Annotated in this window: 14 protein-coding genes and 1 pseudogene; 7 read left to right on the plus strand and 8 right to left on the minus strand. The window is 52.8% G+C overall.

Going from position 1 to position 16647, the window contains the following annotated elements:
* From JRI89_12900 to JRI89_12925, 6 genes and pseudogenes are all read left to right on the plus strand, one after another.
* Positions 1-1004, plus strand: a pseudogene (locus tag JRI89_12900) (SPFH domain-containing protein).
* 89 nt (positions 1005-1093) lie between these two features.
* Entirely contained in the window at positions 1094-2542 is a 1449-nt protein-coding gene (locus tag JRI89_12905) for a hypothetical protein (GenBank protein MBW2072135.1), read from the plus strand.
* Positions 2543-2848: 306 nt separating this feature from the next.
* The gene (locus tag JRI89_12910; GenBank protein MBW2072136.1) at positions 2849-3655 is read left to right on the plus strand and encodes an amino acid ABC transporter permease; all 807 of its coding nucleotides are present in this window, start codon (positions 2849-2851) and stop codon (positions 3653-3655) included.
* 45 nt (positions 3656-3700) lie between these two features.
* On the plus strand, positions 3701-4426 hold the full coding sequence (locus JRI89_12915; GenBank protein MBW2072137.1) for an amino acid ABC transporter ATP-binding protein: 726 nt from the start codon (positions 3701-3703) through the stop codon (positions 4424-4426).
* Between the two features lie 126 nt (positions 4427-4552).
* On the plus strand, positions 4553-5386 hold the full coding sequence (locus tag JRI89_12920; GenBank protein MBW2072138.1) for a transporter substrate-binding domain-containing protein: 834 nt from the start codon (positions 4553-4555) through the stop codon (positions 5384-5386).
* Positions 5387-5469: 83 nt separating this feature from the next.
* Positions 5470-6354 (plus strand): amino acid ABC transporter permease, encoded by an 885-nt coding sequence (locus JRI89_12925; GenBank protein ID MBW2072139.1) that lies wholly within the window; start codon positions 5470-5472, stop codon positions 6352-6354.
* A 51-nt stretch (positions 6355-6405) separates the two neighbouring features.
* Here the strand turns inward: JRI89_12925 and JRI89_12930 are convergent, their stop codons facing one another.
* The 8 genes from JRI89_12930 to JRI89_12965 all read right to left on the minus strand — a co-directional run bounded on the left by JRI89_12930 (position 6406) and on the right by JRI89_12965 (position 14738).
* Positions 6406-7629 carry a hypothetical protein gene (locus JRI89_12930; GenBank protein MBW2072140.1) on the minus strand — a complete coding sequence of 408 codons (1224 nt, stop codon included), beginning with the start codon at positions 7627-7629 and terminating at the stop codon, positions 6406-6408.
* A 246-nt stretch (positions 7630-7875) separates the two neighbouring features.
* Complete coding sequence (locus JRI89_12935) at positions 7876-8829, minus strand: pyridoxal-phosphate dependent enzyme (protein ID MBW2072141.1); 954 nt, start codon at positions 8827-8829, stop codon at positions 7876-7878.
* A 37-nt stretch (positions 8830-8866) separates the two neighbouring features.
* Positions 8867-9835: an alpha/beta fold hydrolase gene (locus JRI89_12940; GenBank protein ID MBW2072142.1), complete on the minus strand. Its 969-nt coding sequence runs from the start codon at positions 9833-9835 to the stop codon at positions 8867-8869.
* Between the two features lie 25 nt (positions 9836-9860).
* Positions 9861-10763 (minus strand): DMT family transporter, encoded by a 903-nt coding sequence (locus JRI89_12945; GenBank protein MBW2072143.1) that lies wholly within the window; start codon positions 10761-10763, stop codon positions 9861-9863.
* 32 nt (positions 10764-10795) lie between these two features.
* Positions 10796-11668, minus strand: coding sequence for a hypothetical protein (locus JRI89_12950; protein MBW2072144.1), 873 nt, complete (start codon positions 11666-11668; stop codon positions 10796-10798).
* Positions 11669-11810: 142 nt separating this feature from the next.
* Positions 11811-13100, minus strand: a complete 1290-nt coding sequence (locus tag JRI89_12955; protein ID MBW2072145.1) for a TRAP transporter large permease — start codon at positions 13098-13100, stop codon at positions 11811-11813.
* On the minus strand, positions 13100-13582 hold the full coding sequence (locus JRI89_12960) for a TRAP transporter small permease (GenBank protein ID MBW2072146.1): 483 nt from the start codon (positions 13580-13582) through the stop codon (positions 13100-13102). Before JRI89_12960 ends, JRI89_12955 begins: the two co-directional genes overlap by 1 nt.
* Before the next feature lie 73 nt (positions 13583-13655).
* Positions 13656-14738, minus strand: coding sequence for a DctP family TRAP transporter solute-binding subunit (locus JRI89_12965; GenBank protein ID MBW2072147.1), 1083 nt, complete (start codon positions 14736-14738; stop codon positions 13656-13658).
* Between the two features lie 689 nt (positions 14739-15427).
* Here JRI89_12965 and JRI89_12970 point away from each other — a divergent pair.
* Positions 15428-16647, plus strand: a 1220-nt coding sequence (locus JRI89_12970) for a PilZ domain-containing protein (GenBank protein ID MBW2072148.1), incomplete at its 3' end; no start/stop codon positions are given.

The following is a 16647-nucleotide window of genomic DNA, read 5'->3' on the forward strand; positions in this document are numbered from 1 at the left end:
CGAGTGGTTTGATGAAAGCGGCGAAACCATGATGCACCGTATACCAGAGGAGGGTTCAGCTGAAATAAAGATGGGCGCCCAGTTGATCGTCCGAGAAAACCAGGCAGCGATTTTTTTCAGAGACGGCAAAGCCTATGATATCTTGGGACCTGGGCGACACACCCTGTCTACTATGAACATTCCTTTGCTCACCAAGGTTCTCAGCCTCCCCTACGGCTTTAGCAGCCCTTTTCGGGTGGAAGTCTATTTCGCCAATACCAAAATCTTCACCAATCTCAAGTGGGGAACAAAGGAGCCTGTGGCCTTTAAAGACGAGCAACTCGGTCTGGTCCGTCTGCGCGGCTTCGGCACCTACACCATGAGAATCGTGCAGCCGCTGCTCTTTGTCAATACACTGGTGGGCACCCAGGGGATCTACGCCACGGATCAGGTGGCTGATTTTCTCCGTGATGTTATAGTAAGCCGCCTCAACGATCTGCTGGGTGAAATGCTGGACACCGTGTTCAATCTACCCCGCTATTATGACGAGCTGGGCGCCGCCATCAAGAGCAGAGTGCAAGAGGATTTTGCCCGCTACGGCATAGGTCTGCTCGATTTCTATATCAACTCCATTACCCCTCCGGCTGAAGTACAAGAGATGATCGATGCCAAATCGGGCATGGCAGCAGTAGGAAACCTGGATCAGTTCATGAAATTCAAAGCAGCCAAAGCAAATGCTCCAGAAGAGTCTCTCTGAGGGAGACGATAGTTCGCCCAGAGAGATCGATTGTCCCATCTGCACAGCGAGGATTCCTGCAACTGCTCGTTTCTGTTCAAACTGCGGCCACCAGATAGTAACTATCAACAAATGCTTGCAGTGCGGCCACGACCTGCCGGCAGGCGCCAACTTCTGCATGAATTGCGGCACCAAGGTGGAAAAGAAGACGAATGTCTGTCCAAAATGCGGCTACAAGGCACTGCCTGAAGCAAAATTTTGCAACCAGTGCGGTGAGCCGCTGGAGTAAATTCTGAAAAAATTCCTGCCTGGTGGCGGCATGAACCACTGTGGCCATGATTCCCGTGATCTGCTACTCAAAAACATAAAGACCGTGGCATGCAAATAGAGTTAGATTGCCCACAATGCGGGGGAATTATCACCATTGACGAGGAACTGGAGGTAGTTCGCTGCGGCTATTGCAGCTCAACTATGTATATTGGGGGCAAGAGTGAATTCCCCTCATTCATGCTTGCCCCCCGCTGGAGTGTCGAACAGTGTGACAAGCTTCTGACAACCTTCTTCAGCACCAGGAAAGTCAAGCTCGCCAGGAGTAAAAAGATCCAGCTTCTCTATGCTCCCTACTGGCGCTGCAAGGGCATGGTCTTTCACTGGGTGGCAGGCAAGAAAGAAAAGCTCTCTGGATCAGAGGATCACCGCTCCTGGGAGGACATCAAAGAACTGCACACCAAGGCATTTGACTTCACCTTCCCCGCCTACGATAATGTGAATCTGGGCTTGCAATCCCTGGGGGTACGCACTGCCGCCCTCAAACTCCGCCTATACCACTCGTCCAGACTTGCTGCCAACGCCCTCCGTTTGCCCATCAATATCCCCCCTGCTCAGGCTGTGAAGCACAGCCAGGCCTTTCTCAACTTCGGTTTTGCCGACAGCAGCCTGAGGGTTGACCTGGAGGACACCCAGTTGGTGGGGGAGGTCTACTCCCTAGTTTATTTTCCTTTTTGGCTGCTGCAAATCGTCCACAAGGAAAAACCTGGCCTGCTGATCATCGATGCCGTGGGCAACAGGGTGACTCGCACTGTCTGGAACGAAGACATTTCTACCCTGCTTTCCTCCAGCGCTCTGGGAAAAGACGTCATCCCGCCGGGCACTCTGAGCCTGGTGCCGCATCGCTGCCCTGTGTGTGGTTGGGATTTGCCCCTCCTCTCACAAAGCAAGGTACACATCTGTACCACCTGCAGCCGCGCCTGGTCGGAACGGCATGGTTCTTATCGGGAGACAGAGTTTCAACTGGCCAACCTCCCTGCTGACTGGAAACGGCCATTCTTTTTTCTGCCGTTCTGGGAGTTGCAGGCCGAAGTCCACACCTCAGAGGAAGTGCTGCGAACGTGGGCTGACCTTGGCAAGATTTTTCCAGCGCTCACCCTGGGAAGTATTGCACTCACTGCTTCTCAACCCATTTGTCTGCGCATTCCCGCCTTCAAGATCAACAGCATGCCGGCTTTTCTCAAATTGGCCAGCCGCTTCACGGTGAACCCGCCGGCTGCGGCAGTGAGAGCAAAAGAACAGTTGGCAAAATTTTCATTTGACAGCGTATTTCTTCCAGGGAAAGAGGCCGTTGACATGGGGCGCGTGGTACTGCTTTCCCTCATGCCAAGATACAACCGTCGCGCCCGGGCACTCCTCAAAAACTTTCACCTCGATGCCCGGCCTCCGGTGCTGCGCTACTATCCTTTTTACAGGAAGGGCATCTACCTTCGAGAAATACACACAGATCACACCATCCAGTCCGGCACGGTCTCCCTGGCCACAACCGATCCAGCATGATATCCTAGTATTCTGACTTCCACCAGGGCATTGGCATTCCGCCGCCACGCTGCATATCAAGGATGAGCGCCATTGAAAATCATGGGGAAATCGTATAAGAAAACAACCACTTCCCTGAAAAAGGAAGCGAGGGGCTGCGGCTGCTTTCAGGACGAGAAAGAGCCTTCTGGCGTCAGCCACTGAGCTGCGATTCATTTGTTCTCCCTGTTGCCTGTGCAGAATGGCATTCATGATAGTGGTCCCTGGGAAAAATGCTCGTTCCTATCTTTAGTCTTTTGCAGGCAGCATTTCATGGATTTCCAGAAAATGCCCTCTTTGCAGAGAATATGTCGTCAACTGAGCAAACCGCCCTGGAGTGACGTGCTCAAGATGCTGATGCTGCTCGGTCTCTTTACCTGGCTGCTCTACAGGGGGTCAACAAAATTGGGCTACCACTGGCAGTGGCACCGTGTTCCCAGATATCTCTTCAGCTACCACCATGGTCAGCTTGCTCTGGGCCCATTGCTTCAGGGACTGCTGGTCACCTTCCGGGTAAGCGGCTGGGGCCTTGTCTTGACTTTTGCTATAGGCCTCGTAGTGGCCCTGCTGCGGCTGTCAGGCTCTCTTGTCGGCGGGCTTGTCTCTCGCTTATACCTGGAGATTATTCGCAATACTCCTTTGCTGGTGCAACTATTTTTTGTCTACTTCGTCCTGGCTCCTCTGGTTGGTCTGGACCGTTTTGCTGCTGCGGTCCTCGCCCTCAGCCTCTTCGAAGGATCCTATGCCTCAGAGATTTTTCGGGCTGGCATTGCTTCCATCCACAGCGGCCAGTGGGAAGCAGCCTACAGTCTTGGACTCGGCACTTACCACACTTACAGATATGTCATCCTGCCCCAGGCAGTTCGCCGCATCCTTCCCCCTCTCACCAGTCAGGCTGTCTCTCTGGTCAAGGATTCGGCATTGGTGAGCACCATAGCCGTATACGATCTAACAATGAGGGCTCAGGAGGTAATCAGCGAAACTTTTCTTACTTTTGAAATCTGGTTCACAGTGGCTGCCATGTATTTGCTGATAACGGTCACTCTGTCTTCTGTCGTCAATATTCTGGAACATCGCCTCCGGGTGGCTGATTGATCTTCGAGGAACACACCTGTGGAGAAAGGAACTGCAGACAACTATATTATTGAGGTGGACAATATCTCCAAGACCTTTGCCAATGGAGTGCGGGCTCTGCAGGAGTTCTCCACCCGCGTGCGCCGACGAGAGGTACTGGTGATCATCGGACCCTCAGGTGCTGGCAAATCTACCTTGCTGCGCTGCCTCAACGGCCTGGAAGAAATCGACAGCGGCTCCATCGTTATTGACGGAATTCCATTGGACGACAACAAACAGCACCGCCTGCAGATACGCACAGAGGTCGGCATGGTCTTCCAGTCGTTCAACCTCTTTCCTCACATGACCGTTCTGGAAAACATCAACCTGGCGCAGCGCCTGGTCCGCAAGAAAAGCAAGCAGGAGGCCAGCCGCATGTCCATCTCCCTTCTGGAAAAGGTGGGTATACCGGAAAAGGCCCACAGCTTTCCAGCTCAGCTCAGCGGTGGCCAACAACAGCGGGTAGCTATAGCGAGAGCACTGGCCATGATGCCCAAGGTAATGCTTTTCGACGAGGCAACCAGTGCCCTCGATCCAGAGATGATCGGTGAAGTATTGGATGTAATGAGAACCCTGGCCAGAGAAGGCATGACTATGGTGGTGGTCACTCATGAAATGGGGTTTGCTCGGGAAGTTGGCGACCGGATGATTTTTATGGAAGACGGCAGGATTGTCGAACAGGGACCTGCCAGGGAACTGTTCGCCAACCCTCGTGAAGACCGGACGAAACTGTTTCTCAGCCAGATTCTCTAGCCCGGATATTTTCCCGACTGGTGCAGCAGCACGGAGCCAACGCTGCTTGCCCCCAGACCAGGACGGAGAGCAAAGATTATATTAATCATAAGACATTAAGACATAACAAAGATCGAGGAGGGAAACATGTACAGATTTAGAATCACGGTTGTCTGCCTGGCGCTGTTGGTGTCTTTAAGCTTTACCAGCAGCCAGCTTGCCCAGGCAGGCAAATTCCAGCATCAACTGGCGCAGGAAAGCACCATCGAACAGGTAATAAGACATTGTGTGCTCCGAGTGGGCATGTCAACTTTCGTGCCCTGGGCCATGAAGGATAAGACAGGCAAACTGATCGGCTTTGAAATAGACGTTGCCCGTCGTCTTGCCAAAGACACGGGTGTGAAAGTGGAATTTATCCCCACCAAGTGGGCGGGTATTATACCAGCCCTTCTCACTGGCAAGTTCGACGTGATTATCGGCGGCATGACCATCCGACCAGACCGCAATCTCAAAGTGAACTTCACCATACCGTATGACTACAGCGGCCAGACGATTTGCGCTCACCGCAAACTGGCAGCAGGCTTCAAGTGTGTAGCGGATTTCAATCGGCCTGAGGTGACGGTAGGAGCACGCTTGGGATCCACCTCTGTGGCCGCAATCAAGCGATACATGCCAAAGGCCAGGCTCAGGCTTTTCGATGAAGAACCACAGCTCTATCAAGAACTACTCAACGGCAATCTCCATGCTGTGGTTGCCAGCCTGCCCACGCCCGCCTATCAGGCCCTCAAATATCCTAAGAGACTCTTCGCTATCACTGAACCATTTACCCGCGAACTCATCGGCTTTGCAGTACGCAAAGGGGATCCAGACACTCTAAACTACTTTAACAACTGGATTCGCCTGGTAACAGAAGAAGGCTGGCTCAAAGAGCGGCACAACTACTGGTTCAACAGCCGTGACTGGCAAGACAGACTCCAGTAGAGGCGGCCACCCCACAGCTCCATTGTTCTCAGGGAGGCCGGCAAGCCCTGTGTCGCGCCAGCTCAGCATCAGGATCTGCGAAATTGCTCAAGAAAAGGCGACAATTTACCAGAGTCGATGGGCTTCTACTACTTCTCCTTACCACAGGAGCGCTGTATCTGGCCTATCGCATCAAGATCGGTCTGAACTACAGGTGGAACTGGGCCGCTATTCCCCAGTTTCTCTATCGCTATGATGAGCAGAGCGGCAGATGGGTGGCTAACCTGCTGGTGCAAGGTCTCTACACCACGATCAGGCTCAGCTTCTGGAGTACTGGCCTGGCAACGGTTATCGGCGTGTTGACTGGTCTGTGCCGGACGAGCCAGAGTTTGTTCTACAGGCTGCTCGGTCGCTTTTACGTTGAATTCAACCGCAACATGCCTCCTCTGGTGCTCATTATTATTTTTTACTATTTTGTCAGCGATCAGGTGCTTCCGCTGCTCGGTTTCAACAATTTTTTCCTTTACAGATTTGCAGCAACAGAGCGCTTTGCCACTGTACTCTTCGGTCCACCGGTGTTGTTCCCAGCCTTTGTCTCTGCAGTAATCTCTCTGGCCCTTTTCGAGGCTGCCTACATTGCCGAGATTGTTCGCGCCGGCGTACAGTCCATTGAAAAGGGGCAGTGGGAAGCGGGCCATGCACTTGGACTCTCCAAGTGGCAGCAGCTGCGCCATGTTATTCTTCCCCAGGCCCTGCCTCGCGTTTTACCGCCTCTGGCTGGTCAGTTCGTCTCGGTGATAAAGGATTCCTCGATTGTCTCGGTCATTTCTATACAGGAGCTCACTTTTCAAGGTCTGGAATTGATGGCTTCTACTTACCTCACCTTTGAGATCTGGATCACCATCACCCTGCTCTATCTTGTCCTCACTCTCAGCAGTTCTCTGCTCGTGCGCCGGCTGGAGCTGCGCATGGCCAGACGAGCGCTCTGAGATTCAGGGCTCGGCGGGTGGTCTCACAAGCTGGCTGTTTGGGGATCAGGATCAGGCCTGATGAAGGCTGCTCTCTGTCAAGTACTGCTGACCTTTGCTGCCTATGGTGTACTCGGGTGGACTGCCTGCGGGATACGATACCTGAATATATGCTTGCTCTTTGAGGGCATCCAGATACGGTTCAAGTTTGTGGGAGCCGATTTCCAGAACATCAGCCAGATCTTCCAGGGTAAAGCCAGTCTCCCCGGTTGCATCGAGAAGCTTGAGGACTCTCGTTTGTATACTTTCTCGTCTGGCAGGCTGCCTTCTTGTGGATTCAGGAGGCGCGGCCTTCTTGCGCTGCGGTGCAACAGCACTCTTGACACTCCGGGTCTTGGTCAACACAGCTGCTGCTGTCTTCTTGGCAGCTTTCCTGGCTACTTTCTTCTTGGTCTTACCCTGAGAAACGGCAACTTTTTCCTTGTGGTCGGCCTTGTCTTTGGCCTTGCTGGAAGCCTGAGCTGGCGCCCGCATGCGGCTATCTTTTGCGGCTCCACTTTGCGACCGTCTACCATTGCCGGATCCAGAAGCTTCTCGACTCTGGGCTGCAGCATCCCTCTGCCGTGCCTCTTTCTGGGGCGACAAATCTCCCCCTCCCTTTCTGGCTAGGGGAGCCCTCGCTGCCGCGGCCTTGCCGCTCCTTTCTTGCTTGCTAGAACCCTTCGCAGGTGCAGACTGATCAACGGCAACAGCCGATTTTTCCGCCGCACTTTCTCCCAGTTCGGGCTCAGCTGTATCTTTGCCTGTCTGCCGCAGGTATTCAACAGGAGCTATAGATGCCAGAGTAGCTCGTATTTCAGCTTTCATCATTTCATAGGACAGGTGCGGCAGCCTGTTCACCCCAAGAAGGGCGCCGAGCCGCCTCAGAAACTCTTCGATGAACCCCTCATCGGCCGCCTCATACACGTCAAAACCGTTCAAAGGAGGCGGCAGCAGCCTCTTGTGGACGCCAGAATGGCAGACAACCACAATGGGGATCTTCAAGGCCCAGGCGCAGCCCAGCTCGAAATGGAGCCATGGTTCACTGGTTGCCTTGTGGCTGCAGAGCAAGAGCAACACCGTGGCAGCTGCAAATGCATCAGGAAGATGGGCAAGTTTCTGGCTGTCAGCCTCGCTCTCGCCGGAGCAGACGCTGAGGGATACCTCACACTGGCCCGCGAAGGTGGACTCTATAAAATCCTTCAGGAGCAAGGCAAGAAGCGCTTCTTCTGAGATGTGGCTAATAACGACTCTCAAACCCACAGCCTCTCTTTGTGAGAATTACCTGCCATCACCAGGTGCACTTCACACCACACCAGCCTAGCACGCGCCGTGCCAACCGCCCCCCGGCAGTCTGCTTCATGAAGAGGGGTGCACAGTACCCTGAGCCCGCTGCGAAGACGAACTTCCTGGTGATCGATCTCCACATCGGCCGAGGCCGGCGGCCACGCGTTCATTGCGGCAGCCGGCGCCTCACCAGGGAAGTTACCGAGCCAATAAAAATCAGCACCAGGGCAGAGCCTCCAGATCGACGTTCCCCCCTGACAATATCAGGCCGATGCGCTTCCCCTGCAAATCGAGCTGACCTCGCATCATGGCTGCCAGCACCACTGCTGCCGACGGCTCCACGATAATTTTCATCCGTTCCCATATGGTCCTCATGGCCTGGACAATGCTTTCTTCACTCACTGTAATGATCTCATTAACGAGCTCCTGGATAATGCCGAAAGTGAGAGGCCCAAGTGAAGTGCGCAGGCCGTCTGCCAGGGTACGGTGAGGTTCCACCGCCGGCATGATCCTGCCGGCCTGCAAGGAACGGCAGGCGTCATCTGCCTCCCGGGGTTCAGCGCCCAGAATTCGGGTCGATCTGGACAGAGATGCGGCAACAATGGCCACGCCGCTGACAAGGCCGCCTCCACCCACTGGAGCTATGACCACCTCCAGTTCGCTCACCTGATCAAATAGCTCCAGAGCCACCGTACCCTGCCCTGCAATTACACGCTCGTCATTATAAGGATGGATGAAAGTTGCTCCTGTCTGCTCGATTACTCTTGCCACTGTCTGTTCTCGGGACTCGACAGTTGGTTCACACCAGGTAATCTTGCCCCCATACCCCGCCACGGCATCTTGCTTCACCTTCGGGGCATTTACTGGCATGACGATATGAGCCGGGATGCCCCGACGCCTGGCGGCCAGGGCAATCGCCGCTGCATGGTTGCCCGAAGAGTGCGTGGCCACCCCCCGCCGCGCCTCAGACTCTGAGAGAGAGAACACCGCGTTGCAGGCGCCGCGAAACTTGAAGGCCCCCACCTTTTGAAAATTTTCGCACTTGAAGAAAAGCTGCGCCTCTGCCAGCCGGTCAATGCTCCTGCAGGTGTGGATGGGAGTCTTATGAATGTGGGGTTCTACGCGTTCAGCTGCAGCTAGAATGTCCTGCAGCTCTGGTCTCCTGTTCATCTCTCTGGCACCCGCCTTTCTGGATATGGTGAGCTCATCAGCAAATCCTCTTCATAAAAGTCACAGCTCGCCATTCGGACCAGTACTCTCCCGTCTGCCCAAAGGCAACAAAGCCAACATGACCACCAGACTGGGGCACTTCCAGGTACAAATTGCCATTTTGCCGGGCTGCCTCTACTGGATAACAACTGGCGCTCAAGAAAGGATCGTTCCCGGCATTGACCAGCAAGGCCGGCACCTGGATGAGCGGCAAGAAGCGGTTGCAACTGGACTGCCGCCAGTAGTCCCTGGCATCCTGAAAACCGTGCAGCGGTGCCGTGTACCGGTCATCAAAGTCCTGCAGTGTTCTTATCTTTTCGTAGCCGTCATCGTTGATCTCTTCTGGCAGGACCTCCTTCATGGCCTTGATCCTTTTGTGGAGCAAACGGAGGAATCTCCGCTGATATATTCTGTTCTGCCATTGACTGATTCTGCAGGCGCTGCCGGCAAGATCGCAGGGCACCGAGAAAACCACGGCTCCTTTGATGCCGGGCCATAGCCTCTTTCCCTCTTCACCCAGATACTTCAGGGTCATGTTGCCTCCCAGGCTGAAGCCCAGGAGCATAACAGCCTGGTACTGGCAATGGCAGCGAACATGCTCGACCACAGCGTGGAGGTCTTCACTGGCACCGCTGTGCGAAAAGCGGGGCTTGTGATTGCTCCTGCCCCCGCAACCTCTCATATTCCATGCCAGGGCGTCCCTCCCTCTTCTGTTGACGGCTCTCACCATGCCTCGGACGTATTCGCGCTGACTGCTTCCTTCCAGGCCGTGCGAGATAATGGCCAATTTTGTCCCCCCCACCACAGACCAGTCGAGATCAAGAAAATCTCCATCAGGTGTGAAAATTTGTTGTCGCTGGTAAGAGACTCCAGGCACGCGGCGAAACAAACTTGGAAAAATCGTCTGCAGGTGGCCGTTGTTCAGGAAAAGCGGAGCCCGATAGGTAGATTTTCTGATTAGCGGCATAGGTCCTCACCCTCACCCGCCATAGCTATTCACTCGCCTGTTCTCCTCTGCCGGCCAAATAGATTGCCGAGAGAATCATTATGCCTCCCACATATTTGGTCCAGGACAGGCCCTCGTCGAAAATGATGTACGCCATGATTGTAGCTCCTATGGGCTCTCCCAGCAGGCTCACGGCAATGAGGCTGGTGCTGAACCACTTGAGAGCCCAATTGTAGCTCGAATGTCCTATTATTTGCGAAACAAGCGCCATGCCGACAAAGGCAGCCCAGGTCTTGTCGCTGTAGCCGGTGATGGGAAGCTGCAGAGAGAGAATCAGCAGCCAGAGAATAATAGCGGCGCTGCCGTAACAAAGTATTACGTAGGCCAGCAGAGACAACTTTCGGCGCAGGGCCCGGCCGAGCAGCAGGTAGAAAGCAGCGAAAACACTGCCGAGCAGTGCGAGAAAGTCTCCCCAGAGAGCCGTCGTGCCAGTAGCAAAGTCCCCCATACCGATGATGGCACCCCCGACAACGCTCATGAAGATGCCTACTTTCATGGTCAGACTCAAACGCTCTCCAGTGACGAATGGGGTGAACAGCCCCACCCACAAGGGATTGGTATTGACGAGCACCACACTGTTGGCCACTGCAGTGTAGTCCAGAGAGGAGATCCAGGTGCCAAAGTGAAGGGCGAGACACAGCCCGGCGAGAACTGCCAGCAAATAATCCTTCACCTCCAGGCTCAGCAGCTCAGCTCGACAACGCCAGCAGGCTACTGGAGCGAGGATTAACGAGGCCAACCCTACGCGATAGGCGGCGATAACCAGCGCTGGAGCATCTGCCAAACGGGCGAAAATAGACCCCGTAGATACTGCCAGCACCCCGCTCACCAGCGCCAAGGATGGATTGAATGCAGGTCTAGTTGTCTGAGGACGATGAGATCTACTCACTGGATGCAGATGCCTCTTGCAAAGCGGGCCGCCTAACCTTTACCGGGAGAAGATTTCAACAATCTCAGGAGGCCAGCCGGTAGATCAAAATATAACAACAAGAGATAGCCGGTAGCAAAAGCATAAGCGATAAGAGTACCAAAATACACCCCTAAGGGGGGATAAGAAAGTGTAACGCAAAGAGAATAGATCAAAAGAGAGAAAAGGCCACGAGGAATATTCTTTATAATTGACCGCACATGAGTAGAATCGTAAGTATAATGAATGATAGCAATAAATGGCAGCATTGTTATGGGAAATGCTGAAAACACACCAGTAAAACTCGATCCTATGTATTTAGCCATAATGGTTATTATCAGGATGACTACCGAAGCAACCGTGGCTCGCAATAGTATTACTTTAAGCGTAAGGTGAACTCGCTTTTCTATTCTTGTATCTTTTACCTCCTTCAACAATACGCTGCCAACTATAATAGAAAAACTTCCTATTAATACCGCTGTTATAGTGTTTGCCTTTACTCTACTCAATATCATTGCTACCACCATATACACAGCAACACTTATTCCCGCCGCCGCCAACACTTGCTTCTTCTTGCCGCTCTTCCTGTAGTGTTTACTGCAGAGATAGTAGGTATAGGCAAAGCTCACCGTCCCTCCCAGACCGACCATAGTATAGGTCGCACTCGCTGCTGCAAAGGCAGGTCCAACCTCGATGCCCACGAAAAACAGCACGATTGCCGCGCCCAGGGGATATCCAGAAAGAACACCCGCAGCGCGTGGACTCACCAGCTCGGCCACCAGAGAAAGCAGCACTACTATGCTGACAGCAACTGTCACTTTGATCACGGTCATGAACTGCAATAGCTCACCCAGAAAACTCGCCCAGGCTGTCTGTACTGGCAGCACTACCCCAACCCCAGTCCTATTTGGTCAGTCTTGTGAGACTGTGAAAATGATCGAGCCAGTTTTTGAGCTTCAGGCCCTGGAGAGACATCCTCGTTTTCCCTCATTGCGTCCCCGCTAGCCTTCGCCTGGTAATACCTCCGCACTAGGGAGTATAGAGGCCGGCTTTCACGGGCAGATACATGGACAACCAGGGGATAAATGACAGAATAATCAGTACAATAGCGTCCATAATCACAAACGGAATGGCCTGTTTGGCAATTGAGTCAATATCTCCTTCTATCAAGTTGGCCGCTGTAAACAGATTGACACCCACGGGGGGAGTGGCCTGGCCAATGGCCAGCGCTGAGATGAATATCACCCCATACCAGAGTGGGTCGATCTTGAACGCTGCCAGCACTGGTATCAAGATGGGCATGAGCAGATATGAGATGGAAATAGCATCTAGAAACATGCCGAGGCCCAGGAGCAGAAAATCTATGAGTATTATCATTACCACTGCATTGGGAGAAATACGGACAATGGCATTGGCTGCCAGATCAATCACACCAATTACAGACGCCGCCCAGGTAAAGATGCCGGCAAACACCACAATGAACATGATCACAGAACTGGTCACCGCCGCATCCACCAGGATGTCAACAAGATTTCGCAGCGTTATACTGCGGTAAATACACACTGCCACAAAAAGGCTATAGAAAACAGCCACCACAGCAGCCTCGGTTGGAGTGAACACCCCGGTATAAATACCTCCCAGGATAATTACCGGGGTAAGAATTGCCCAGAAGGAACTCTTGAGGGCGCCCAGGATCTCCAGCAAGGTTCCTCTGCGTTCCAGTCCCCGGTATCCTCTTCTTCGTGAGATCAGATAGGCCACCAACACCGTGCCAACCCCTGTCAACAAACCCGGGATGATGCCGGCCACAAAAAGAGCACTCACAGAAACACTGGTGATATTGCCATAGATAATAAAGGCGATACTCGGCGGGATGATGATGGACAGATCAGAGGAATTGGCAATGGTAGCGCCGGCAAAGTTCTTGTCATAGCCGTGCTTGATCATGGGAGCCAGGAGGATGAGACCCACAGCAGCCGTGGTAGCAGGGCCGGAGCCTGAAAGAGCCCCCCAGAACATACAGGTGAGCACCGCCACCACTGCCAGGCCGCCCACCATTCTTCCCACCAGAAGTTCAAAAAAGCTGGCAATAGTAGCCGCAAGACCTGCCCTTTCCAGAATCACTCCTGCCAGGACGAAAAACGGAATGGCCAGCAGTGGAAAAGAAGCAATGCCGGAAATAAAGTTTACTCCCAGCATTTCAATGCCGAGATTGAAAAAATAGATGGTAATCAGGGCCGCCATGCCGAGGCAGGTGCCAATGGGTACCCCAAGAAACATGAACACCATCAGGGTGACTGAGATGACGAGAATTTCCATTACTTGCCTACCCCAGCAAGCTCGCGCAATGACACCGTAGTACGCCGGTATATTCCTCTAAAGACAAAGACAGAAAGAACAGGAACTCCCAAATAGTATATCCAGACTGGTATGCCCAGAGCTCCTGAGGTGGCATGAAAGAGAACAATCTCGTCATATATGGCCTGAATGATAAATATGTTTACCACAATGAAGAGGCCAGTATTGAGCAATGCTGAGAAAATTACGGCAGTTTTTTTGACTCCTGCTGGCATGAGGTTGACGAAAGTCACCATGCCCAGGTGCCCTCCCCTTTCAAAGGCAATGCCAGAACCAACCACTGTCAGCCAGACAAAGAGATTGATGGTTATCTCCTCGGTAGCCGCAAAGGAGAAGTGGAAAAGATAACGACTGAGGACATTGACAAAGGCAATGGCAGCCATGGCAAAGAGCAAAATTGCCGCAACCCAGTAATCCGTCCTGATTTTTCCCTTGCTGGTCATGGAGCATCTCCCTTGCAAAAAAGAAAACCCCTGGAACCATTGCCATTCTCAGGGGTTTTCCCAACCTGGCCGGCTATCTGGACATGTCCAGCTTGGCCGCCTCATAGAGATTCTTGCCGATCCTGGGCACCCACTTGTCGTAAATGGGCCTGGTTGCAGCTATGAACAACTGCCGCTGTTGTTCATCGAGAAATGAAACCTTCATGCCTTTGCTCTCTAGAAATTTAACTGGCTCAGGCACCTTCATGGAGTAGTGAAACGTCTTTTGCAGTATGCCAAGTGACTTCTGGCCATCCAGGCCTGCTCGGCATAGGGCCTTTTCAAACTCTGCCGACTCCGCTGCAGCCTCGAGAATTGCCTGCTGGATGTCTCTGGGGAAACTGTCCCACTCCTTCTTGTTCCAGTAGATAATAAGAGGATCCACTAGATAATTCCAGAAGGTGGCGTAGTGATGATATTGGAAGATCTGTACCGGGATCAGCACGCCTACCGGGTTTTCCTGGCCATCCACTACCCCTTGCTGAAAAGCGGTTACCGCATCACCCCAGTTCATGTTGACCGGGTCAGCACCCAACTGCCTGAAGGTATCTATGAAAATCGGACTTCCCACAACTCTTATTCGCAAACCCTTCAAATCACCGGGTACCAGGATGGGCCTTTTGCTGTTGGTCACCTGCCGGAAACCATTTTCAGCCCAGGCAAGCCCTTTGAGTCCCTTCTTCTCCAGAGCAGCAAACACGAGCTTTCCGGTTTGGCCATATTCCATCTTGTCCAGGTTCTCAAAGGTATTGATAAAAAACGGCAGGTGAAAAATGTTTGCCTCTGGAATGACTGGCGAGATGTTAATGGTCGACTCGTAGGCGCAGTCGATAACTCCCTTGGCCACCATCTGCGCTGCCTTCAGTTGCGCTCCCTTTAGCAGGGCGCTGCTGTAATAAGGTTTGATATTGATCTGCCCTTTGGTCTTCTCTTTGACGAGCTCCGCAAACTTGGTAGCTCCCATGCCCCAGTAGAATGAAGAAGGCACGTTTAGAGTAAGCTTGTACTCCTTCTTGTAGTTCCCGGCTGTGCTCTGAGAAGAAACCCCGAATATCACAGCCAGGGCCACAACCAACACTGCCCCAAGCTGAATCGTCTTGAACCTGTTGTTCGCCATGGCTTCTCTCCTTTCTCCACCAGCATCGAGCCCTACCCGAGCCGGTGGCAGACGCCCTGCTCAGCCCTGTGCGGCATCGCCTGCTCTGTAGGGTTTTCCTGTGGATCGATCCTATCAAAGCTCGAGGTGTTCCGCAAGGGAAGCCTTGGCAGTATTGTAGCACTGCTGGTCTGCTGACATCTTTTCTTTCTCAGACAGGCAGACAGCAAGATTTTTCCTGACCTCTGGCAGCTATTCCTGCTCCTTATTCATCTGGTTACATTTGCGCTGCTGCCCCAGAAGGCGGCCAGCGATGTAACCGCAGAGGCAGCATCGCCACGCCCTCCGAGTTCCGCTTGCAATGCTCAGCTGCCAGGTCCAACAGCGGGTGTACCTAATCAAGCAGTTTTGCAAAGTGCAACCATTGCCTCCAGTAGGAATCGCTGTCCAGTTATTTTCTCCGATACTGCCCCAATGGCTTGCAGGAATTCAACATGCTGAAATAACATTATAATATTACTTTCCCTCCCGGGAAGCTCTTCCTTGCTCGCTCAGCCTTGCCGCCTTTGGCACAGAATCTGCTGACAATCAGCTGAGGGATACTGGGTGTGCGGAAAGTTATTCCATTCTGGAGGGATTCTGTCGCAGAATTTGCTGCCATGGTCAAAGGCAATAGCCAACAAAATAGCTCTCTTTCCAGGTGGCACCGCTTGAATGCTCGCATGGCTGCTCTCTACCACCAGGGGCTTCTTTTCGAGGCTGCTGAAAAGGCCAGAGAAGCTCTCGAACTTGCCGAACAACTTTTTGGTCCCAATGATTTTCACTTCGTCCAGTCTCTCGACAACATGGCGCTCCTCAATTTTGCCCAGGGTAGATATGTGGAAGAACTGCTCAATGGGCGATATGCAGACAAGCATGGCCGAAACAACTCCCGGTTTGCTCTGCAGAAACGAGCGCTGCAGCGTTTTGCCGAACGCAAGTACGGCAGAGCCGAGCTGCTTTTCAAGAAGGCCCTGGCTATCAAGGGCAAGACCTTTCGACCCAACCATCCCGAACTCATAAAATCGCTGGGTGGACTGGCTGAAGTTCATAAAGCCAGGGGGAAATATTCTGAAGCTTACTCTCTACTGCACACTATAAGGTCCAACAAGCATTGCAACAGCAGTGTACATATTGTCCACTGCTCAGGAACTGACGAACCTGCTGGCACGCCATTTCCCAGAAGAGACATCAGGTTCAAGGGTCGTTTTCCAGCTGAACTCGTCAAAGCTGGATCATCCTCGACTGTCACCGGCAAAATGGAAAACCTCAGTCGGGACGGCGGCTTTATCAAAACTGAAAGTTGGCAGTCATTTGCAGCAAACGACCATGTAGAGGTGACTATTGTTGTTCCCTCTTCCTTTTCTGACACCGACAGAACCGTTCGCCTTCAAGGGTCGGCCAAAGTGGTTCGGGTTGACGAGAAGGTCAGGGGGTTGGGGTTAAAGTTCACTCGCAGTCTACGTCAGAGCGGGGACGACGACGAACTCGAGTTGGCAGGAAACATAAGATACAAGCCCCTGGTGCATTACCTGGCCACTGTCGAGACTGACAAGAATTCTCTGGAGGATTTCAAAAAAAACTACCCCTATGGTTTGCTCATAGAAAAATCGGAGTCGATTCTGGACAAGGGAGCAATATTCCAGTTCAGTACTGTACAGATCGACGATGAAGAAGACCAGAATCACTTGCCGGTGGAGCATGTTGAGCCGCAGGATGACATCCTTGAAAAAAGGGTAATTGAAATAAGAAAAAGGAACCCTGGTTCAGCGCCCAGTACCATAACTGTAGGAAGAGCAGCAGACAATGACATCGTGCTCTACCACAGGTTGACTTCCAGACATCATGCCATACTCCACTGGGCAGCCTCTGAAAACAAAATATACCTGGC

This window comes from Deltaproteobacteria bacterium, assembly GCA_019309045.1.
Taxonomy (GTDB): domain Bacteria; phylum Desulfobacterota; class Syntrophobacteria; order BM002; family BM002; genus JAFDGZ01.

Excerpts from the sequence above, each read along its gene's own strand:
- JRI89_12910 (MBW2072136.1), top strand. The coding sequence starts at position 2,849 with ATGCCCTCTTTGCAGAGAATATGTCGTCAACTGAGCAAACCGCCCTGG.
- JRI89_12920 (MBW2072138.1), top strand. The coding sequence starts at position 4,553 with ATGTACAGATTTAGAATCACGGTTGTCTGCCTGGCGCTGTTGGTGTCT.
- JRI89_12905 (MBW2072135.1), top strand. The coding sequence starts at position 1,094 with ATGCAAATAGAGTTAGATTGCCCACAATGCGGGGGAATTATCACCATT.
- JRI89_12940 (MBW2072142.1), bottom strand. The coding sequence starts at position 9,835 with ATGCCGCTAATCAGAAAATCTACCTATCGGGCTCCGCTTTTCCTGAAC.
- JRI89_12955 (MBW2072145.1), bottom strand. The coding sequence starts at position 13,100 with ATGGAAATTCTCGTCATCTCAGTCACCCTGATGGTGTTCATGTTTCTT.
- JRI89_12935 (MBW2072141.1), bottom strand. The coding sequence starts at position 8,829 with ATGAACAGGAGACCAGAGCTGCAGGACATTCTAGCTGCAGCTGAACGC.
- JRI89_12960 (MBW2072146.1), bottom strand. The coding sequence starts at position 13,582 with ATGACCAGCAAGGGAAAAATCAGGACGGATTACTGGGTTGCGGCAATT.
- JRI89_12965 (MBW2072147.1), bottom strand. The coding sequence starts at position 14,738 with ATGGCGAACAACAGGTTCAAGACGATTCAGCTTGGGGCAGTGTTGGTT.